We start from the raw sequence: 20,639 nt of genomic DNA on the forward strand, positions 1-20,639 counted from the left end.
TTCAAATTCCTCCAAAAATAAGTTTTTAATTTTAATTGATAAAATAAATAATTTACCCTGAAAACGATTAATAAAACAAATAGTAAAAATCCCTTTCAAAAAAATGAAAGGGATATCTGGGTTGTTTTAGTTTTCTGATAGGGAAAGAGAAGCTAAAAGAATCATCTCAATGTATTTTCTGTTTTTTATTTTACAGATTATTCAAAATAAAATCCGTCATTTTCTGATACAGCTGCGGTCTTGTCTGTCCTCCGTAGATTCCGTGATTTTTGTCCGGATAAGCCATGAATTCAAACTGTTTTTTATTCTGGATCAATGCTTCCGATAATTCCATGGAATTCTGGAAATGTACGTTATCATCGGCTGTTCCGTGGATCAGAAGGAATTTGCCTTTCAGCAATTTGGCATATTCTGTAGGAGAATTTTTATCATATCCGTCCGGATTTTCCTGAGGTGTTCTCATAAATCGTTCCGTGTATACAGAGTCATAATATCTCCAGTTGGTAACCGGGGCTACAGCAATTCCTGCTTTGAAAACATCGGCTCCTTTGGTCATTGCCAGACTGGTCATATAGCCTCCGAAACTCCATCCGAACATTCCGATTCTCGTTTTATCAATGTAAGACTGATTTCCAAACCATTTGGCAGCTGTGATCTGGTCTTCAATTTCATATTTCCCCAAATTCATATAAGTCACCTTTTTGAACTTAGCGCCTTTATATCCGGTTCCGCGCCCGTCTACACAAGCTACGATATACCCTTTTTGCACAAGATGGTTGAACCATAATGTATTTCCGTTATCCCATGAATTGGCCACTTGTTGTGATCCCGGTCCGGAATATTGGAACATAAACAGCGGATATTTTTTATTTGGATCGAAATTCTTAGGTTTTATAATCCATGCATTCATCTGGTCTCCTGCAGCATTAGGAATGGTGATGAATTCTTTTTCAGCAAAATTGTCTGCTTTTAACTTCTGAAGCTGATCATTGTTGTTCTGAAGTTCTTTTAGCGCTTTACCATTGCCGTCTTTCAGAACAAAGGTGTGAGGTCTTCCGGCTGTAGAAGAAGCTTCAATGAAATAATTATAGTTTTTGCTGAAACGTGCTGAATTATTTCCTTCAGCATTGGAAATCAGCTGTGATTTTCCGTTTTCAATATTTACTTTGGAAACCACCTTGTTAATACTGCCTTTTTCCGTAGTCTGAACATAAATTTCTTTAGATTTCGGGTTGAAACCATAATAATCGGTTACTTCCCAGTTTCCTTTTGTGATCTGCTTTTTAAGTTTTCCGTCTTTATCATACCAATATAAATGGCGGTTACCGTCTCTTTCAGAAGACCAAAGGAAAGAATCATCTTCAAGGAATTCCAAAGTCGGACTGTCTGTATCGATCCATTTTTCATCCGTTTCAGTGAATAATTTCTGAACTGCTCCGGTTTTGGTATTTACTTTTAAAATGTCAGACGCATTCTGAATTCTTTCAGAAGTGATCAGAACAATTTCATCAGGTTTTGCAGTCTGGAAAACATTGGGAATGTAATAATTCTTGAACGAACTTAAATTAAGCGGTATGATATTTCCGGTATCAAGACGATAAAGCTGTGCCGAAACAATAGAATTTTTTTCTCCGGCTTTAGGGTATTTATAACGCATTTCATCCGGATATAGTTTTTTGCCGTAGATTGGAATATAGATTTCCGGAACCTGGCTTTCATCTGATTTTACAAATACAATGGCATCAGAATTTTTCGTCCACTCATATTGCCTTGCATGTCCGAATTCCTCTTCATATACCCAGTCAGCAAGACCATTGATGATTGAGTTCTTTTTACCATCATTAGTAATCTGGGTGATTTTTCCTGAATTAAGATCCTGATAGAATAAATTATTATCAGCAATGAAGGCTATTTTCGAAGCATCAGGAGAAAATCTCGGTTCCTGAACGGGTTTTCCTTCATTCAGACTGATCACTTTTCCGGATTTCAGATCCTTTACATCAAATTTCCCTAAGAATGAATGTCTGTATATAGGCTGACTTCCTAATTGTAAAAGGATTTTTGATTCATCATCAGAAAACTCATAGCTTTCAAAGCTTCCGTCCACCAGATTTCCTTCTTTCTGTGAGGTTTTATAAGAATATTTTGCAATTCCTCCGGATTCAATCACCAGGTAATTCTCACCGTTTTTCATGGATGTAATTCCGGCAATACCTTTACCACGGTAATATCCTGAGTATATTTTATCTAAAGTAATTTCCTGCGCCGATACATTCTGGAATACAGCAGCAATTGTAAGTGTGAGTAAGAATTTTTTCATTTCTAATTTTAATGATTCCAAATTTAATAATTCTTACGTATATAACCATATAAAACAAAAAACCGGGATAAGTTCCCGGTTTTATCAGCTATCCTTCAATAATAGGTCCTTCTATCACCGGTGGGTAATACTCTCTGGGAGCACAAATAGGGTAGAGCAGGTTGCATGGTGTTTCCAGATCACCTCCGATAAAACCGAGTCTGTACTGGCAGGTTTCCGGATCCAGACATCTTCTCATTCCGGGTAAGCCTCCTCCCTGTATTTCTTTTAACTGGTCTCTCGTGATTTTTCTTGAATTTTTCATAATGCTATTTTGTTTTTTTGATTGAAATTCTAAAGTAATTAAAAATATCATTAGTTGGTGAATTTTATTGAGAAAATAGTTTTGGCAGAAAAATTGAATGTATAATAATATCAATCAATTTAAAATAATAATTATGGAAACAAATGCATACAACCAGAAACTGAATCGGTATGTTTTGAACGACCAGATTGTGTATACTGGTTTTTCAAGTTTTAAAGATGCTGAAGAATGTGCCCATAAAAAAGGCGGTACTTTAGTTGAAGTAAGTTTTAAAGATGGAAATGATAATCCTCAGATTACCAGTGAAGCGGGACTGATTGAAAAACAGCTTCATTACTATGTGTATGCAGGTGATGAATATAAATTTATCCATTCTTCAGATCCCGGATTCAGAAAATATGCCGATGAGCTGCAGAAAATAAAGGCAAGAAATGATAAAACAAGTCCCGATGAAAGGTACTTTGCCAGTTTTGAAATTGAAAATTCAGAAGACCCGATTATTGTTCTTAAAAATGATCATTTTGAATCGGTAACTTCAAGAGAACGCTGTAAATATCTTAAACACGCTAAAGTTTACGAATTAGGGGTATCCCTGCCAAAATCTTAAAAAAATCTTATCATGAGCAAGACAAAATATTCAGAAAAAGCTCAGGACAAAATAGGAGAGGTAATGCACGAATACAAGGAAGGAAAGCTAAAATCTTCTTCCGGAAAAAAGGTAACCAGTAGAAAGCAGGCTATAGCTATTGGTATCTCTGAGGCCAAAGAAAAAGGGCTGAAAGTGCCTAAGAAGAAAAAAGATTAATTTCAATAAAAAACCGTGTGAACATCTCACACGGTTTTTTATTGAGCTAATTATCTGCTGTCTTGCTGTTAGCTGTTTTGTTCATTATAAAGGAATCTGTAATATTCATCTGCCATCCTGTCGCTGTTGAATTGATCTTTTACATCATTCATCGCATTATACTGGATTTTCCTCCACTGCTCCGGATGATCGTAATAGGTTGGAAGAATTTCATTTTCAAGAATTTCATAGAGTTTGTTCAGATCATAGTTGTCCTGTTCGTAAATACTCATATTCAGATAATCTGCTTTAGGCACAACGAAAGAATTTTCACCTGATTGAGCAAATTCCGGAATCCATCCATCATCAGTTGATAGATTGACAGATCCGTTCATAGCAGCGGTCATTCCGGATGTTCCTGAAGCTTCTCTTGGAACTCTTGGATTATTCAGCCATAGATCAGATCCCTGCTTCAGAGATTTACTCAAAGAAAGCTCATATCCGGTAAGAACAGCCATATTTTTATGGTTTTTACTTTCTTCCACCAGTGAATTGAACGTGGAAATGGCTGTATAGTCCATTGGATAAGGTTTTCCTGCCCAGATGATCTGTACCGGATATTTGGGGTTGTTCAGAAGTCTGTAGAATCGGTCTTTATCATGAAGAAGAAGATCTGCCCTTTTGTAGCCTGCAAATCTTCTCGCCCATACAATAGTGAAAACATTCGGATTGAACAGGTTTCCGGTCTGGTCTGCTACTATTTTGAAAAGTCTGCTTTTTAAATGCTTTTTGCGGTAATCGAAAACGGTTTCGTCATTTTCATCCTTGGCATTGTAAAGTGGCTTGTCTGCCCAGTATTTGAACTCCTGTGCATTGGTAATAGATTTGATCTCGCAGATGCCCGGATATTTGCTCCACATAGCTCTGGAAACTACACCATGCAATTGAGAAACTCCATTAGCAATTCTTGCCATTTTCAGGGCGCACAATGAATGGTTGAAGCGGTCGTCATCACCTCCTTCAATGTTTTTTATATCCTCCATGCTGAATCCGGAGAAATAAGACATGTCATAACATAATTTAAGATTATGCTTTTCGTTTCCTGCCTCTTCCGGGGTATGGGTAGTGAATACCAGCTTTTCTTTTACTTTGTTCAGATCTCCATTGTATTTTTTCAGAAGGTAGAATGCTGCGGGAAGTCCATGTGCTTCATTAAGATGGTAAACATCTCTTTGAATATTCATCTCATCCAAAAGTTTAGCTCCTCCTTTTCCTAATAAAATATACTGAGCAAGTTTGGTAGATTCGTTGGCATCATACAATTTATGACAGATGGTTTTAGAAACATGATCATTTTCAGGAACATCTGTTGAAAGGAAAAACATAGGTGCCGTATTGAATATTTCAGGATCCAGATACCATACCTTTACCCAAACCGGTGCACTGTGAATTTCGATCTGGAACTTTATTCCGGTATCTTCCAGGAAGCTGTACATTTTTCTGGTCCATACCGGCTGAAGGGTCTGGTCATGGTTTCTTGCCTGATCATAATAACCGAATTTCCATAGAATTCCGATTCCGATAAGGTCCTGCTTAAGATTGTATGCACTTCTCATATGAGAACCTGCCAGGAATCCCAGCCCTCCCGAATATATTTTTAAAACCTGGTCAATGGCAAATTCCATCGAAAAATAGGCGGTTTTTTTAGAATATTGTGGATTGATGCTGTAAGGTATTTTAAAATTTCTAAAATCCATAAATTACGGTTTTGTATTAGAAGGGGCAAAGGTATTAATTATGAAAATAAACTTTATATTAATTATTTGATAAATTAATTTAAAAGTATCCGATGAATAGTTTTTTTACTTACCTTTAATGTATAATTTTTTGATTTTCAAAAAGTTCTAATAGTGAAAGCGGATAACGCATGTATTCTTCAGACCTATAAAAAAATGCACATGAAAAAGACATTTTCTGATGAAGATCTGACTAAGAATCTTAGCCTGTATTACCTGAACCGACATTTGAAAAAAAAGCCGATAGAAAAGTATCACCGTACTATAGATGAATCTCTTCTTCATGACCGCGAAAAATATAGGAAGAAATCTGAGATTCTGCTTCTCAATTCTTTCATGCACCATTTTCCCGAAGTAAAATTTGAAAACCTTACCTGCGAGAGTCCTGACTTTATCGCCAAACTCAATGACAAAAAAATCGGAATAGAACTCACTGAAGTCATTAATCATCTGGAAATGAAAAAAGCAGAAAGCACTTTGAACAAAATGTTCCGTCAGGCAGAAATATTATTAGAACAGGAAGACACTACGAAATATCGTGGTGTTTATTTTTTAGAATTTCACCCTCATTTAAAGCTTGATAATCCCGAAGAACAGCAGGAAAATATCCTTAATATTTGTAAAAGCATCAAAAGAAATAAAGCGGTAGGCTGTGTAAAAAGTCTGAGAAAATCTTTTCACAGGAGAAATGTTTTTATCACTCACGAATACAGTATGAACCTTTTTGATGAACTCTGTTCTGATAAAATTCTGGAACTCATTGAAAAGAAAAATGAAAAATTTCCCTATTATGATACCTCGGTAGATGAATGCTGGCTGGTTATCGTCTCTGATATGAACTCTATTGCTTCACGATATACTTTTATTCAGGATAAAGAACATCTGCAGGAGGTAAAAAGCCCCTTTCATAAAATTTTTCATCTTGAAAATCTTTGCGGAAATATTACAAGCATAAAATAATTTACTTTTCAGGTGTGTAATTTTTTGTTAATGCTTTAATTTAATTAAAATAATTCAAAATTTTATCGTTTTTGTTGTTTATAATTAAATTATGAGTATATTTGGTATTACCTTGTATATCATATGCTTGGTGATTTATTTTTAACAAAAAACTATGTATCTATGAAGAAACTTTTACTTTTTATTTTTCTTTCACTTTCGCAATTTCTTTTCTCACAGGCAGACTGTACGTCTGCACTGGCGGTTTGTGGAAATTCTAGTATTACCTACAGTCCTTCAGGGATTGGGAATGTCAATGAAAACTTAAGAGGCTGTCTGACAGAGGGGGAACACAACTCCATATGGTATAAAATTACCATTGCTACAGGCGGAACCCTTACTTTTAATCTGGTTCCGAATGATCAGGATGCAGATTATGACTGGGCAATTTATGGTCCGAATGTAAACTGTTCCAATCTGGGAACACCAATTCGCTGTAATGCAGCCACTGTTGTCGGAGTTGGAGCAGATACGGGATTAAATATGACGAGTACAATCATTAGTGCCCCCGGAGGCTCACCAACTCCTTACTGTAAATATCTGGATGTTCTTCCGGGGCAAACCTATTATTTGTATCTGGATAACTGGGTGAGTGCTACAAATCCAACAATGGCTCCGTTCTCTTTAACTTGGGGCGGAACTGCAACGTTGGCATCACCATTTACAGATCCTACTATCCAGCCGTTTCCGTTTACTCCTCCGGGAGTACCTGCTGCTAACCCTGCGGACCCAAGAGAGGTGGTGATTTGTTCTAATCCTGCTATATTTGATTTTACCACTTTATCTGCGGGAATCATCAATGGAAATCCAAACTTTTCTGTTAGTTATCATACAAGCCAGAATTCAGCTTTAACGGGAACCAATCCTATTACGGGTCCTACTTCCGTAACAGTAGGCCCTACTTATTATTACAGTATTAGTTATACGGACCCAACCAACCCTAATAGTCCGCTTAATAAATGTAAGCAGGTTGGATTATTTAAATTCCGGGATGGAAAAATCACGACAAGAAATGCTACATTAACCCAATGCAACAATAATAATGCAGGTACTGCAGTGTATGATCTTACAAGTGCCGATATCATTGGAGATCCTAATGTTACCAAAAAATATTATCACAGCCTTTCTGATCTTAATGCGGGAGTTGGAGAAATTACCAATCCTATGACATTTACTTCTGCAGAAGGTACCATTTATGTGAAAGTCACTTCACCTTTCGGATGTACTTCTGTGGCTCAGATCTTCCTGAAATTCTATCCTGTACCTGCAGTACAGAATGCCGAAATAAGAACATGCTCCTTGGAAAACAATCCTTCTACAGGATCATTTAATCTTACAGGGCCTACGGTAACAACGCAAGCGGGGGCTATCAAAAAATATTATCCTTCATTAACAGATGCAATAAATCAGACCAACGAGATTCTTACTCCAACGGCATATATAGCACCTACCGGAGTGGCTTATGTAAGAGTTTTCAATGCGCAAGGCTGCTATAATGTTGCTAAGATTACCCTGATTGTGATCGCCCCTGTCTATTCCAATGTTCTTCAGGACAAGATTATTTGTGTGGCTGATAAGACTACCTTGGATGCAGGTCCTGGATTCACTAACTATCAATGGAGTACAGGAGCTATTACCCAGACTATTAGTAATGTAGGAGTGGGTACATATTGGGTTAAACTTACTTCAGGAGGTTGTGTGGTGAAGCAGAATGTGAAAGTATATGCGTCTGAGCAGCCGGTAATCACCGGGGTTGATATTTCAAGCAATACCATTACCATATTTGCGATAGGAGGTACGCCGCCATATCAATATTCAATGGACAATATCAATTGGCAGGATTCTAATATTTTCACTAATCTTTCAAGAGGTGATCATAAAGTCTACGTAAAAGATTCCTATAACTGCTCCCCAATGGAAGTTGGAGTGGTAGTCCCTAATCTGGTCAATGTAATTACTCCAAACGGAGATGGTATTAATGATGTGATTGATTATTCTGCATTGGCTAATAAAAAGAATCTGGTATTCAGTATTTTTGACCGATATGGAATTAAGATTCATGAAGGAAGCAAACAGAACGGTTACAAATGGGACGGAAGTGTGAATGGTATCGGAAAAGTACCGACAGGTAACTACTGGTACTCTGTAACCTGGAATGAAAACGACAAAATGAGTACGCCAATCAAGTATTCAGGATGGATCGTTGTGAAAAACAGGGAATAAATACGATTAAAAAATTTAAAGAGTCTCCATAATATCAGTAATATTGGGGACTCTTTTATTATGGCGATTTTAAGCCAGCTAAAAAACTAAAACTATTGAAAACAATGAGTATGGATACTGTAGACAAGAGCTGCAGGGCAGATCCGTACAATATCACAAATTAAATCAATGAAGAACAGAATTTTTACAACTTTGCTGGGCTTAATCATAGGAATCCCTGCATTTTCTCAAACATGGACTTTACAGAATGCCGGATCCGGCGGTGCAGGACAGACATCGATGCATGTGTATGATGCAAACAGCGTTTGGGCATGTGCCAACTCTGGAACCGGGGGTGTTTTTACCAGAACTTCAAATGGAGGAACCAGCTGGACTCCGGGAATCTTTAATATAGGTAACAATACCAGATTATACAACATTCTAAATATTTCGGGAGTTAATGAAACAACTGCCTGGGTCATGAGTCCCAATGGATCTACAAGCCCTACCAGTACTTCTACTCTTGGTGAAGTATGGAAAACAACCAATGGAGGATCAAGCTGGACAAAGCAGTTTACGCTGCCATCAAGTGGAATTGCTGTTCATTTTTTTGATGCTAATAACGGTTTAGCTATCGGATCTCGGGCATCGGTTTATGATATATTTACCACTCAAAATGGTGGTGACAGCTGGTCACAGATACCGGCAGCTAACGTTTCCAATCCAATGACAGAAACATTTGGTTACCAGAAATATTATGTAATAGATAATGTCATTTTTATATGCTTTTATAATGTAGTGGGAGGTGTTTGGGATTATAAAGTGTATAAATCAACTGATAAAGGGCTGCATTGGTCAGCGCTTCCAACTTCATTTGAAGGAGGGCAGTCTCATGGGTTTTTAATGGCCTGGAGTGATGTAAATAAAGGTATTGTTTTTTCACAAACCTATTCATCAGGTACTCCAACTGATTTAAAAATATATGGAACTGATGATGGTGGTGCCTCATGGTCAGTAGTCCCATCTTCAGGGATTCCTGTAACAACTAGAATTGATGATATTGCTTATGTTCCAGGTAAAAATATCCTGGTCGCCGGAAGTGGAGATAATATAACAAAAGGATCTTGGAAAAGTATGAATAATGGAACCTCTTGGGAAGCTATAGATCCAGGAGTTTATCATTGGAATGTAAGGTGTGCCGGAAATAACTGTTATTCGGCAGGATGGACTTCAGCTGCTCAATTTGCGGCCATGTACAAGATAAGTTTCAGAGAACTGAGTACCCAGGAAACAAAATTGAACTGGGGTGGTATTTATCCTAATCCTACAAAAGGGGAACTCTATATAAAGACAGATAAAAAGATTAAGTCCTCAACCGTTCTGGATGCATCAGGCAGAATAGTATTAATGGCAGATTCATCTAAACTGGATCTTTCTTCATTTCCTAAAGGAGTATATGTTGTCAATATAGAATTCGGGGATGGCACATTTTCATCTGAAAAAATAATCAAAGAATAGTATATCAAGCTTTTTAAAAATAAAATTGATAGATAAAACCATTTCGTAAGAGATGGTTTTTTTGGGTGAAAAATGGTACATTTAGTTTTCAAGAATCATGAATATGAAGAATCTATTTGTAAAACGTTTTGAATATTATAAATCACTGGGTGATAAAACTTTCGGACAGCTTTCTGAAGAACAGATCTTTTGGCAGCCTAACGGAGAAAGCAATTCTATTGCCGTTATTGTGAAGCATATTGCAGGAAATATGCTGTCAAGATGGACGAATTTTTTAACAGAAGACGGTGAAAAACCCTGGAGGAACCGTGATGATGAATTCATCAATACATTTAAAACCCAACAGGAAGTTCTGGAATACTGGGAAAAAGGCTGGCAGTGTCTTTTTGAGGCTATGGATCAGATTAATGATGATAATTTACACTCCGAAATCTATATAAGAGGAGAGGCGCATTCTGTTCTTGATGCCCTTGTGCGTCAGGTAGCTCATTATCCTTATCATATAGGGCAGATGGTTTATATTGCGAAAATGATGAAAAATGACAACTGGGAAACACTTTCCATTGCAAGAAACAAATCTCACGAGTTTAATAATGAAATGAAAGAGAAGTTTTCAAAAAGTTCAGGTCATGGAAATGTATAATTTTACAATTAATGGAGAAAATGGGACTGTTTCCAGAAAATGTATTGAATTAAATATCCGCGACTTCCATACAGCGGCCAGATTGGTGGCTGAACTTTCCTATAAAAGAAATTCCGATAAAAATAATATCCTTTGTGTTTTTGATGATCAGGGCGGAACCTGCAGTACAAAACACGCGGTATTGAGAAAACTGGCGCTGGAAAATAATGAAAATCATATAAAACTAATGCTGGGTATCTTTAAAATGGATTCAAATTATGCTCGGCTATAAAAAATACACTCTGTAAATACGGACTTACTGATATTCCCGAAGCGCATAATTATTTAAGGATTGGAGATCAATATTACGATTTCACAAAGTCCAGATCAAAATATAACGACTTTAAAAACAATGTTTTATCGGAAACAGAAATAGAATATGACCAGATTGTTTCCGAGAAAATATCAATTCATAAAAAATTTCTTCAAAAATGGTTGAATGATGAAAAAATCAATTGTAATTTAGACGAAATATGGAAAATCCGGGAAGAATGTATTAAAAATTTGCAAAAATCTGAATATGACGAACCTGATCCTAATTTTTCTTCTGTCTGCTTCCTCAACAGCCCTGACGTAAGAGAAGAATATAAACAATAGACCGAATCAATTTAGAATTCTTATTAAAATTACTATCTTTGCACCCATAAAATTCAGGAGTAATAAATGTCTACTTTTCACAGAACTGCCGCATTTCATACACTGGGCTGCAAATTAAACTTTGCGGAAACATCTACTATTGCCCGTCAATTAACAGATGCAGGTTATGATAAGGTAAGCTTTGATGAAAGAGCAGATATCTATGTCATCAATACCTGTTCAGTAACTGAAAATGCAGACCGCGAATGTAAGCTTCATGTGAAAAGAGCCATGAAGGCCAATCCGGAAGGGCTTGTAGTCATTGTAGGATGTTACGCACAATTAAAACCTGAAGAAATTTCGCAGATTGAAGGAGTAGATCTTGTTTTAGGAGCTAAAGAGAAATTCAATATCTTAAGCTATCTTGATGACCTTGAAAAAACCGATCACGATGGCATTGTTCATTCATGCGAAATTGAAGAAACCGATTTCTTCATCGGAAGTTATTCTATCGGTGACAGAACCAGAGCTTTTCTAAAAGTTCAGGATGGCTGTGACTACAAGTGTACCTATTGTACCATTCCATTGGCTAGAGGGATTTCCCGTTCAGATACTATCGAGAATGTTCTTAAAAATGCAAAAGAAATTGCAGGAAGGAATATCAAAGAAATTGTTCTTACCGGAGTAAACATTGGTGATTACGGTAAAGGTGAATTCGGAAATAAGAAACATGAGCATACTTTCCTGGATCTGATCTCGGAACTGGATAAAGTAGAAGGCATTGAAAGAATCCGTATATCTTCCATTGAACCGAATCTGTTAAAAAACGAAAGCATCGAACTGGTTTCTAAAAGCAGAAGCTTTGTTCCGCATTTCCATATTCCCCTGCAATCCGGAAGCGACGATCTTTTGAAAAAAATGAAACGCCGTTACCTGACTAAATTGTACAGAGACAGAATCAGCAAGATCCGTGAGGTAATGCCTGATGCAGCTGTTGGTGTAGATGTTATTGTAGGCTTTCCCGGAGAGACAGAAGAAAAATTCATGGAGACTTATAACTTCCTGAATGAACTTCCTATTACCTATCTTCACGTATTTACTTATTCTGAAAGAGAAAATACAGAAGCGGCAGGTATGGACGGCGTTGTACCTGTAGCCGAAAGAAAAAAACGAAATAAAATGCTGAGAATACTTTCTGAAAAGAAGAAAATGGCATTTTACCAGACCCAGCTTGGAAAAACGCTTCCTGTACTTTGGGAGCACGAAAATAAAGACGGAAAAATGTTTGGCTTCACAGAAAACTATGTGAGAGTCCAGAAAGACTTTGACCAGGCATCCGTAAATCAAATCGAATTTTTGAATTTAGAAAAAATCCTGTCAGATGGCACGGTTTCTGTGCAATCTTCCTACGAAAGTTTTTTAGCAAAAGCGTAGTCTCTTTGCAAAATTTCCACTAAATTTATTTTTAACTTTAAAATACTACATTCATGAGAGATAAGTTTTTATCTTGGGGAATTGTATTAGTAACCGCTACGTGGATTGTAGCGTTACTGATCAGAGCGCATTACTGGATACCGATCCTGCTGTCCGCCATCTATGCATTGGGTGTTTACAATGCTTACCAGTCAAAACATGCTATTTTGAGGAACTTCCCGGTATTGGGTTACTTCAGATACTTTTTTGAAAGTATTTCACCCGAAATGCAGCAGTATTTCATCGAAAGGGAGACAGACGGGAAGCCATTTCCCCGAAACCAGCGCTCTGCAGTATACAGACGTGCCAAAAATCTGAGCGATACCGTTGCTTTTGGGACGCAGTTAGAAGTGAACCATAGAAAATATGAAGGGATCAAGCATTCTATTTATGCCAAATCACCATCCGAAGAACTTCCAAGAGTTTGGGTAGGAGGAGAACAGTGTACGCAGCCTTACCATGCATCTTTATTCAATATTTCTGCCATGAGTTTTGGAGCATTAAGTGACAGAGCGCAGATTTCTTTAAACAGAGGTGCTAAAAAAGGAAATTTCTATCACAATACAGGAGAAGGAGGAATTTCTCCGTATCATCTTGAAGGGGGAGATTTATGCTGGCAGATTGGTACCGGATATTTCGGATGCCGTGATGAAGAAGGAAAATTCAATGCAGAACTATTTACAAAATATTCTACACTTCCCAATGTGAAGATGATTGAAATTAAATTGTCTCAGGGAGCAAAACCAGGTCATGGAGGAGTACTTCCAGGGGTGAAAAATACACCGGAAATTGCAAAAATCCGTCACGTCACACCAGGAATGACTGTTATTTCACCGCCTTCTCATTCTGCTTTTTCAGACGCGGCAGGACTGCTGAGGTTTGTGCAGCATCTCAGAGAGCTTTCAGGAGGTAAGCCGGTAGGTTTTAAATTATGTATTGGAGATACCAGAGAATTTGAAGACATCTGTGTTCAGATGAATGTTCTGAAGATCTACCCTGATTTTATTACCATTGATGGAGCTGAAGGAGGTACAGGAGCAGCACCGCCTGAGTTCTCAGACGGAGTAGGAATGCCTCTGGAACCCGCATTGATTTTCGTTAACAGAACCCTTAATAATTACAATGTAAGAAATAAAGTAAGGGTAATTGCCAGTGGAAAAGTACTGACGAGTCTTGATATTTTAAGAGCTGTGGCTATGGGAGCGGATATGTGTAATAACGCAAGAGGTTTCATGTTCTCTTTAGGATGTATCCAGGCTTTAAGATGTAATTCCAATAACTGCCCGACAGGTGTTGCCACGCAAGATAAAATGCTGATTAAAGGGCTTGATGTAACGGATAAAAGTGAAAGAGTATACCACTTCCATAAAAATACGCTTCACACGTGTAATGAACTGATTGCTGCGGCAGGAAGAAGTTCTTATGAAGAAGTGGATGCAACCATGTTTATGAGAGGAGACGAGTTTGATCATCTGGCAGATCTTTACTTCCCTGATATTTTGGGAAATGTAAAACAGAAAGCAAGATCTTAAATAACCTGAGTTCGGGTTAAGGAGTTTAAATGTAAAAGATTGGAAGATGGAAGAAGGAGGCTTGAAGTTACTTTTAGTTATACGTATTGAAAGCCACCAGAAAATCAAATTAAATAAAAACAGATCAATATTTGTTCTTAATGACTTTATAACTTCCCTCTTTCATCATCCAGCTTCAAACCTGCATCCATCAGATATTCTTATCCCGAACTGAGGTTAAATAACAAAAAACCGTAATCGAAAGATTACGGTTTTATTTTTTGTACTATGCTTTATTATTGCGGTCTCGCAGTTGTTTTATACACCTGGAAATTGAAAACGAATGTTCTGTTTCTGAAAGAATATCCGCTGTAATTATAGTGGGCATCCCTTGCAAAAGCAGCTCTTGATGGTACAATAATTACTCCCTGAAGGTTATAAGGTGATTCGTCAGCCTTATCAAAAGCTTTAAATTTTCTTAAAGCCTCTCCAAAACCTTCTATCATATAATAACTTTGCTGTGCAGCAGCAGTAGTTGCAGCCCCTGTAATTAATGGGTCAGAAGGAGAAATATAATAGATTTTAGGATCTACTAAAGGAATACCGCTTCCGTCAACAGGACTGTAACCTAAAAAGGTTGTCACAGAAGAAAAAACTGAATTTCCGTCAGTATTGATAGCAAGATAGGTCTTAGCACTCATCATGATTCTTATGATGTCTTTTTCACCGATGGCTTTTCCGGCAGTTGGATCTACGTCATCCGGCTGGGCTCCCGGTCTTGTAATGTATATCGTACCTGAAGGTAAGGTTTCTTTAGGCAGCTCGCTCAGTTTTTTTTCGTTGTCATCAGAAGGATCAGTACTGCTGAAAGCTTTTATATTTCCCTGGGCATCCAGATAATTTTCGGTCATAAATTTTTGAATGGCCTGATCATCATAGGTATTCTGTACATTGATATCTTCAGGCTCCTGATAACCATCAACTTCATCATCCTTTTTACATGCAGTAAAACACAAAGACCCCGCGAGGATATATAAAAATATTTTTTTCATTTCAAAAAACTTTAATTACTTTACAGATAATATACCGGCAAAAGTATAAAAAATTATGAGAATAGATAAATTTTTATGGAGTATTCGTTTTTATAAGACGAGAAGTATTGCATCAGAGGAAATTAAAAAGAACAGGGTTTCGATGGGAACGTCTGCTGTAAAATCATCAAAAGAGGTAAAAGAGGGCGATGTAATCAAGATCAGGAAGAATCAGATTGATTATAAAATCAAGGTTCTTCAGATTCCCAAAAGCAGAATTGGGGCCAAGTTGGTTCCGCTTCATATACAGGATGTAACGGATAAAGAACAATATGAACTGCTGAAGATGCGTAAAATGTCACAGGATTATTACAGGAACAAAGGAGAAGGGAGGCCTACTAAAAAAGACAGAAGAGATATGGATGATTATGTCGGAAATGATATTGATGCCGATTTTACAGACTGGGATGACTTTTTTGGTGAAACAGGTGATGATACCGAAAACGAAGATTAAAAATAAAAAGCTCTAGAGATAGAGCTTTTCTGTTATTTCATTAACGATATCTTCAGGGGCCCGGGAGTCTGTAACAACGCTAAACTGGGCCTTGCTGTAAAATACATTTCTTTCAAATAAATGTTTAGCGATGAATTCGGGAAGATCTTCATCAGAAATATTGGCTATTAATGGCCTTTTTTCTTTTTGTTTCGAGAGTCTTTCTGATAAAGTGGCAACAGAAGCTTTTAAAAATATACTTTTAGAATTATGGTTGATGATCTCCATGTTATTATAATACACAGGGGTTCCTCCGCCCAGGCTTAAAACCACATTTTCTTCAGTCGCTAAAATCTCTTCCAAGGCCTCTCTTTCCAGCTTTCTAAAATAGATTTCTCCTTTTTTTTCAAAAATTTCTGGAATGGTTAATTTATTTCGTCTGGAAATCTCTTTATCGAGGTCAATTAATCTAAAATTTATTTTTTCGCTTAATATTTTGGAAACGTGAGATTTGCCACAACCCATGTATCCGATCAGTGAAATTATCATGAATTTTTTTTAAACAAATTTGCAAAAAAGTTTTGAGATAACGAAAAAACCCATATCTTTGCACCACTTAAAACAAGGGACATTACTTAAATGAAAACTTGTTAAAACAAGTGGCCGACTCGGTAGCTCAGCTGGTAGAGCAATACACTTTTAATGTATGGGTCCTGGGTTCGAATCCCAGCCGGGTCACAAGCGAAATAGATTACTAGATTTTTGTAATTTTATGGCCTGCGTGGTGAAATTGGTAGACACGCCATCTTGAGGGGGTGGTTTCCTAAGGATGTGCTGGTTCGAGTCCAGTCGCAGGCACTGCAACGATTTTTAATAATTAATTGAAATGTAATTCATTTAATTGTGGCCGACTCGGTAGCTCAGCTGGTAGAGCAATACACTTTTAATGTATGGGTCCTGGGTTCGAATCCCAGCCGGGTCACAAGTTTACTGAAAAGTAAATTTTTTTCATATTAATATTTTGTGATTTGGTGTTTCAAAGGTCTCCCTGAGACCTTTGATTTTTCTAAACCTCTTGCAGGTTCCAAAAAATATATATATCTTTGCAATTCTGTAAAACAAGAATATTGTAAAATAGAGTTGTTAAGTGACCGACTCGGTAGCTCAGCTGGTAGAGCAATACACTTTTAATGTATGGGTCCTGGGTTCGAATCCCAGCCGGGTCACAAGTTTACTGAAAAGTAAATTTTTTTCATATTAATATTTTGTGATTTGGTGTTTCAAAGGTCTCCCTCAGGAGGCCTTTGATTTTTTATTGCTGCTCCTTGGAAGTGCAAAGAATCACGGATGAAAGTTGTGGAGTAAGATGTAAACTCAATAAAGTAATACAAAGTCATTGTATTTCAAAATAAGCGAAGCACTCCCTGTTTATCTTATAAAACGTAGGCTATCTTTTTTTCAGAATAAAAAAACTCTGATCACAAAGTAATGATCAGAGCTGCTTTTATCAGTGTTTTCTTTTTAAAATTTAAATGAAATTAATCCAGATGCATGTTGTCAATCAATCTTACACCGTCTACAACAACTACGATAAATGCTCTGAAATTTCTGTCTTTATAAAAAAAGTCAGTTTCTTTTAGGGTGTCTTCATCTGCAATTAGAAAATATTCGAGCTTCATTCCCTGCTGGCGGTCGAAAATATCGGTTACCCTTTCTTTAATTTCAGGAATAGTAACAGTCCGGAACCAGTCATTTACTTTCTTTAACGTTTCATAAATGATTTTGGAGACTTCTTTTCTGTCTTCATGGAGTCTTTGGTTTCTTGAACTTAATGCCAGTCCGTTCTCTGCTCTGTAAATGGGAACGCCTTTTATTTTTACAGGAAGCTGTTTTTTCTCAACCATTTTTTTGATAATGGCCAGCTGCTGGAAATCTTTTTCCCCAAAATAAGCAGTATCAGGCTTTACCTGTCTGAATAATTCTTCTACTACAGTTCCTACACCGTCAAAATGTCCCGGTCTTGATTTTCCTTCCATTTCATTTTCCAGTCCATCAAAATCATAATGAAGACTTTCTGTTTTCTCAGGATAAATATCCGTAACTTCCGGAATGTACACTGCATCTACCAGCCCGGAGTTTTCCAGAATTAAAATATCCCTATTAACGTCTCTTGGATATTTTTCAAGATCTTCAGCATTGTTAAATTGAGTGGGATTTACAAAAATTGAAGAAACAACCAGGTCATTTTCTTTTCTGGCTTCTTCATATAAGGAAAGATGGCCTTTATGAAGCGCTCCCATAGTAGGGGCGAAGCCTATCCGTTTTCCCATTTCTTTCTGTCTTTCAATGAAATCCTGAAGGGTTTTCCTGTTCTTTATAACTTCCATAGTTTATTTTAATACTATTTCAAAAATACTAAAAATATCACAAAATAATATGTGTTTTTAATAATTTGGAAAAGGGAATTATCGTAAAAAAATGTTAATTAAAATAATGTTGGATGTTTTTTTGTAATTTTGCACATTAAAGCATTTTTACAAAAAATAGATAGAAGTTTATGCCGAATCAAAAAATACTGTACATTACTACAGAGATGTATCCATATCAGGAAGATACAAATATGGCTGCAGTGGTTAATAAAATGGCACTTAAGATGCACAATGAAGGCAATGATGTAAGAGTTTTTATGCCAAGATTTGGACAAATAAGTGAGAGGAAATTCCAACTTCATGAGGTGATCCGCCTTTCAGGAATGAATATTATTATCAATGACCTGGATCAGCCCTTAATTATTAAAGTAGCATCTCTTCCGGGAGAAAGACTTCAGGTCTACTTTATCGATAATGAAGAATACTTCAAAAGAAAACAATATTATTTCGATGATGAAGGGACTCCCTTTGAGGATAATGACGAAAGAGCTATTTTCTTTGCCAGAGGAGTTATTGAAACCATTAAGAAACTGAACTGGGTTCCGGATGTAATTCATCTGAACGGATGGATGTCTTCTTTTGTTCCAATTTATCTTAAAACCTATTACGAATCCGATACTTATTTTAAAGACGCCAAAATTGTGCTTTCCTTGTACAATGAGAAAGATGCCGCTTTGGATAAGAATATCGCTGAAAAACTGACATTCGATAATATTTCCGGGCTAAAAGCGTTAGATAACCCAACGATAAAAAGCTTTGTTATCGAAAGTATGAACTATGTAAATATGGTAGTGAAAGGAGATGAGTTTCTTGATGAAGATCTTGATCAAGGTTTTAATGAAACAACAACTCCAAAATCAGAATACGTAGACGTAGATTCTATAAACCAACTTTATTAAAAACACTTTTTTAATGACTCATACTGTTAAAAGGACTTTCGCCATGCTTTTACTGGCGTTTTTCGGGAGTGCACTTCTTTATAATTGTGAACCGGACGCAGATTCGCTTGGAGAACAGTTATTTATTAAAGATGCCACGGAAGGAAATGAAAAATCATACCCCGTTATTGCTTACAATATAGATAATAAAGATAGTTTAAGTAGCGATGCCTCAAGACTTATCAACCAGATTAATACCAATGGAGTATCTCCATCTACTGCTGTTTTAGGAGCTTTTTCCGAAGGCCAGTTCGGGATGCAGAAAGCTTCTTTTGTTTCCCAGCTTAGATTAACCCAATACGACTTTGACTTCGGTAAAGCACCAAAAGTAGACTCTGTTGTATTAGTAATAAGGCCGGCAAATGAAACACAATATAAAAAGGACTCTGTAGATGCAAGACCAGCAGCAGATATAGATTTCCTAGTTGGAAGTGAGACTGTAAAGGCTTCCATTGAAAAGAAATTCTATCCGGTTGTAAAATTCGGAAGAGGTAAAATAGGAAGTACAGACGTATTGTATCATGTAAAAGTACAGGAAGTGACTACTTTCTTAGATGCTAATAATGTTGCTTTACAAAAATCCAATGCTGCTATAAGTACCGGAGATTTGTTAGGAAGTACAACATTTAATGGAAATTATAGTGAAGTAACTGTATCTAAAAAGTCAGATAATACCAACATATTTTTAGGAGGTGTCGGGATGAGAATTCCTTTGGATAAAAATATTTTCCAGACCAAAATCCTGGATAAAAATAAAAAACCTGAACTTCTGAACGCAGCTAACTTCGTTAGATATTTTAAAGGGCTTAGAATCTCTGTGGATGAAACCAATGGATATCTTTTCCAGTTTTCTCCTGAAAACACAGAGGTAATCATGTATTACAGCAATGAAACCACATCCGGTGGTACTACAACAAGAGCACAGCAGACGCCATTTAAATTTACTCTTGGAGGAGCACGCCTTGGTCACTATGAATATGACAGATCTGGTAGTGCCTGGGAAACCGCAAAAACGGCTATCAACACACAGGATGGTGATCAAAAACTTTTCCTTCAGGGAATGGGAGGTCCTTCCATTGCTGTTAAAATTCCTGACGCTAAAATTGATGAACTGAGAACTTTATATCAAAAAGACAAAGCAGCCATCATTAATGCAAGAATCAGAATTTATACAGACCCTACAGACTGGGCTAACAATTATACAAAGCCACAAAATCTGACGTTGGTGACTGCTAAACCACAATCTTCAACATCATCACTGCTTATCCCTGACGGATATACTTCAGATCTTACTGCATTTGGATTGTTTAAAGGTTACGATTTAGATAAAAACCCAGCTTATTATGAGTTTTATGTAACCAAAACATTGAAAGATATTGTTGAGAAAAATACCGAAAATAAAATGCTGATGATTAATCCTGGAAATTTTATAAAAGATACAGAAAGTGTATTAGCCGGATTTAAATTTACCACAAAAGCATTTGCGATGGACAGAGCCGTATTTGTAGGTACAGTAGCGAATAATCCAAATAGCATTCAGTTAAAAGTAACTTACGGTACAAAAAAATAACACAATAAAAACA

General features: G+C 36.8%; 18 protein-coding genes and 4 tRNA genes. 16 read left to right on the plus strand and 6 right to left on the minus strand.

The window, feature by feature from the left end; translation table 11 throughout:
• Positions 1–190 precede the first annotated feature (190 nt).
• Positions 191–2,320 carry a S9 family peptidase gene (locus FW768_RS19725; RefSeq protein ID WP_153398325.1) on the minus strand — a complete coding sequence of 710 codons (2,130 nt, stop codon included), beginning with the start codon at positions 2,318–2,320 and terminating at the stop codon, positions 191–193.
• 88 nt (positions 2,321–2,408) lie between these two features.
• Positions 2,409–2,624, minus strand: a complete 216-nt coding sequence (locus tag FW768_RS19730) for a bacteriocin-like protein (RefSeq protein ID WP_153398327.1) — start codon at positions 2,622–2,624, stop codon at positions 2,409–2,411.
• 133 nt (positions 2,625–2,757) lie between these two features.
• On the opposite strand from FW768_RS19730, the gene FW768_RS19735 reads away from it, so the two are divergent.
• Entirely contained in the window at positions 2,758–3,231 is a 474-nt protein-coding gene (locus tag FW768_RS19735; protein ID WP_153398329.1) for a hypothetical protein, read from the plus strand.
• Positions 3,232–3,243: 12 nt separating this feature from the next.
• Positions 3,244–3,429, plus strand: a complete 186-nt coding sequence (locus FW768_RS19740; RefSeq protein ID WP_153398331.1) for a DUF6496 domain-containing protein — start codon at positions 3,244–3,246, stop codon at positions 3,427–3,429.
• A 68-nt stretch (positions 3,430–3,497) separates the two neighbouring features.
• Here the strand turns inward: FW768_RS19740 and glgP are convergent, their stop codons facing one another.
• On the minus strand, positions 3,498–5,165 hold the full coding sequence (gene glgP / locus FW768_RS19745; protein ID WP_153398334.1) for an alpha-glucan family phosphorylase: 1,668 nt from the start codon (positions 5,163–5,165) through the stop codon (positions 3,498–3,500).
• A gap of 201 nt (positions 5,166–5,366) precedes the next feature.
• Here glgP and FW768_RS19750 point away from each other — a divergent pair, with 201 nt between their 5' ends.
• The 7 genes from FW768_RS19750 to FW768_RS19780 all read left to right on the plus strand — a co-directional run bounded on the left by FW768_RS19750 (position 5,367) and on the right by FW768_RS19780 (position 14,186).
• Positions 5,367–6,164: a hypothetical protein gene (locus tag FW768_RS19750; RefSeq protein ID WP_153398336.1), complete on the plus strand. Its 798-nt coding sequence runs from the start codon at positions 5,367–5,369 to the stop codon at positions 6,162–6,164.
• A gap of 162 nt (positions 6,165–6,326) precedes the next feature.
• Entirely contained in the window at positions 6,327–8,426 is a 2,100-nt protein-coding gene (locus FW768_RS19755) for a T9SS type B sorting domain-containing protein (RefSeq protein ID WP_153398338.1), read from the plus strand.
• Positions 8,427–8,594: 168 nt separating this feature from the next.
• Entirely contained in the window at positions 8,595–9,923 is a 1,329-nt protein-coding gene (locus FW768_RS19760) for a T9SS type A sorting domain-containing protein (RefSeq protein ID WP_153398340.1), read from the plus strand.
• A 103-nt stretch (positions 9,924–10,026) separates the two neighbouring features.
• Positions 10,027–10,566 (plus strand): DUF1572 family protein, encoded by a 540-nt coding sequence (locus tag FW768_RS19765; protein ID WP_153398342.1) that lies wholly within the window; start codon positions 10,027–10,029, stop codon positions 10,564–10,566.
• Positions 10,553–10,837 (plus strand): hypothetical protein, encoded by a 285-nt coding sequence (locus FW768_RS23570; protein WP_185152013.1) that lies wholly within the window; start codon positions 10,553–10,555, stop codon positions 10,835–10,837. Before FW768_RS19765 ends, FW768_RS23570 begins: the two co-directional genes overlap by 14 nt.
• Before the next feature lie 431 nt (positions 10,838–11,268).
• On the plus strand, positions 11,269–12,615 hold the full coding sequence (gene mtaB, locus FW768_RS19775) for a tRNA (N(6)-L-threonylcarbamoyladenosine(37)-C(2))-methylthiotransferase MtaB (RefSeq protein ID WP_153398344.1): 1,347 nt from the start codon (positions 11,269–11,271) through the stop codon (positions 12,613–12,615).
• Between the two features lie 53 nt (positions 12,616–12,668).
• Positions 12,669–14,186: an FMN-binding glutamate synthase family protein gene (locus tag FW768_RS19780; RefSeq protein ID WP_153398346.1), complete on the plus strand. Its 1,518-nt coding sequence runs from the start codon at positions 12,669–12,671 to the stop codon at positions 14,184–14,186.
• Between the two features lie 275 nt (positions 14,187–14,461).
• On the opposite strand, the gene FW768_RS19785 is transcribed toward FW768_RS19780, so the two are convergent.
• Positions 14,462–15,217, minus strand: coding sequence for a hypothetical protein (locus tag FW768_RS19785; protein ID WP_153398348.1), 756 nt, complete (start codon positions 15,215–15,217; stop codon positions 14,462–14,464).
• Positions 15,218–15,272: 55 nt separating this feature from the next.
• On the opposite strand from FW768_RS19785, the gene FW768_RS19790 reads away from it, so the two are divergent.
• Entirely contained in the window at positions 15,273–15,710 is a 438-nt protein-coding gene (locus tag FW768_RS19790; RefSeq protein ID WP_153398350.1) for an RNA-binding S4 domain-containing protein, read from the plus strand.
• A gap of 12 nt (positions 15,711–15,722) precedes the next feature.
• On the opposite strand, the gene FW768_RS19795 is transcribed toward FW768_RS19790, so the two are convergent.
• Positions 15,723–16,238 (minus strand): shikimate kinase, encoded by a 516-nt coding sequence (locus FW768_RS19795; protein WP_153398352.1) that lies wholly within the window; start codon positions 16,236–16,238, stop codon positions 15,723–15,725.
• A gap of 116 nt (positions 16,239–16,354) precedes the next feature.
• Between FW768_RS19795 and FW768_RS19800 the strand changes: the two genes are divergently transcribed.
• From FW768_RS19800 to FW768_RS19815, 4 genes are all read left to right on the plus strand, one after another.
• A tRNA-Lys gene (locus FW768_RS19800) sits at positions 16,355–16,427 on the plus strand.
• Between the two features lie 37 nt (positions 16,428–16,464).
• Positions 16,465–16,547 (plus strand) — tRNA-Leu (locus FW768_RS19805).
• A gap of 51 nt (positions 16,548–16,598) precedes the next feature.
• Positions 16,599–16,671: transfer RNA gene (locus tag FW768_RS19810), tRNA-Lys, on the plus strand.
• Positions 16,672–16,842: 171 nt separating this feature from the next.
• Positions 16,843–16,915: transfer RNA gene (locus tag FW768_RS19815), tRNA-Lys, on the plus strand.
• Between the two features lie 312 nt (positions 16,916–17,227).
• Here FW768_RS19815 and panC read toward each other — a convergent pair.
• Entirely contained in the window at positions 17,228–18,076 is an 849-nt protein-coding gene (panC, locus tag FW768_RS19820; RefSeq protein WP_153398354.1) for a pantoate--beta-alanine ligase, read from the minus strand.
• Between the two features lie 170 nt (positions 18,077–18,246).
• Between panC and FW768_RS19825 the strand changes: the two genes are divergently transcribed.
• Both FW768_RS19825 and FW768_RS19830 read left to right on the plus strand, forming a co-directional pair.
• Positions 18,247–19,017, plus strand: a complete 771-nt coding sequence (locus FW768_RS19825; protein WP_153398356.1) for a glycogen/starch synthase — start codon at positions 18,247–18,249, stop codon at positions 19,015–19,017.
• Between the two features lie 13 nt (positions 19,018–19,030).
• Positions 19,031–20,626, plus strand: a complete 1,596-nt coding sequence (locus FW768_RS19830) for a DUF4270 family protein (protein ID WP_153398358.1) — start codon at positions 19,031–19,033, stop codon at positions 20,624–20,626.
• Positions 20,627–20,639: the final 13 nt, after the last annotated feature.

The organism is Chryseobacterium vaccae, assembly GCF_009602705.1.
Lineage (GTDB): Bacteria > Bacteroidota > Bacteroidia > Flavobacteriales > Weeksellaceae > Chryseobacterium > Chryseobacterium vaccae.

Excerpts from the sequence above, each read along its gene's own strand:
- FW768_RS19725 (WP_153398325.1), bottom strand. The coding sequence starts at position 2,320 with ATGAAAAAATTCTTACTCACACTTACAATTGCTGCTGTATTCCAGAAT.
- FW768_RS19730 (WP_153398327.1), bottom strand. The coding sequence starts at position 2,624 with ATGAAAAATTCAAGAAAAATCACGAGAGACCAGTTAAAAGAAATACAG.
- FW768_RS19735 (WP_153398329.1), top strand. The coding sequence starts at position 2,758 with ATGGAAACAAATGCATACAACCAGAAACTGAATCGGTATGTTTTGAAC.
- FW768_RS19740 (WP_153398331.1), top strand. The coding sequence starts at position 3,244 with ATGAGCAAGACAAAATATTCAGAAAAAGCTCAGGACAAAATAGGAGAG.
- glgP (WP_153398334.1), bottom strand. The coding sequence starts at position 5,165 with ATGGATTTTAGAAATTTTAAAATACCTTACAGCATCAATCCACAATAT.
- FW768_RS19750 (WP_153398336.1), top strand. The coding sequence starts at position 5,367 with ATGAAAAAGACATTTTCTGATGAAGATCTGACTAAGAATCTTAGCCTG.
- FW768_RS19755 (WP_153398338.1), top strand. The coding sequence starts at position 6,327 with ATGAAGAAACTTTTACTTTTTATTTTTCTTTCACTTTCGCAATTTCTT.
- FW768_RS19760 (WP_153398340.1), top strand. The coding sequence starts at position 8,595 with ATGAAGAACAGAATTTTTACAACTTTGCTGGGCTTAATCATAGGAATC.
- FW768_RS19765 (WP_153398342.1), top strand. The coding sequence starts at position 10,027 with ATGAAGAATCTATTTGTAAAACGTTTTGAATATTATAAATCACTGGGT.
- FW768_RS23570 (WP_185152013.1), top strand. The coding sequence starts at position 10,553 with ATGGAAATGTATAATTTTACAATTAATGGAGAAAATGGGACTGTTTCC.
- mtaB (WP_153398344.1), top strand. The coding sequence starts at position 11,269 with ATGTCTACTTTTCACAGAACTGCCGCATTTCATACACTGGGCTGCAAA.
- FW768_RS19780 (WP_153398346.1), top strand. The coding sequence starts at position 12,669 with ATGAGAGATAAGTTTTTATCTTGGGGAATTGTATTAGTAACCGCTACG.
- FW768_RS19785 (WP_153398348.1), bottom strand. The coding sequence starts at position 15,217 with ATGAAAAAAATATTTTTATATATCCTCGCGGGGTCTTTGTGTTTTACT.
- FW768_RS19790 (WP_153398350.1), top strand. The coding sequence starts at position 15,273 with ATGAGAATAGATAAATTTTTATGGAGTATTCGTTTTTATAAGACGAGA.
- FW768_RS19795 (WP_153398352.1), bottom strand. The coding sequence starts at position 16,238 with ATGATAATTTCACTGATCGGATACATGGGTTGTGGCAAATCTCACGTT.
- panC (WP_153398354.1), bottom strand. The coding sequence starts at position 18,076 with ATGGAAGTTATAAAGAACAGGAAAACCCTTCAGGATTTCATTGAAAGA.
- FW768_RS19825 (WP_153398356.1), top strand. The coding sequence starts at position 18,247 with ATGCCGAATCAAAAAATACTGTACATTACTACAGAGATGTATCCATAT.
- FW768_RS19830 (WP_153398358.1), top strand. The coding sequence starts at position 19,031 with ATGACTCATACTGTTAAAAGGACTTTCGCCATGCTTTTACTGGCGTTT.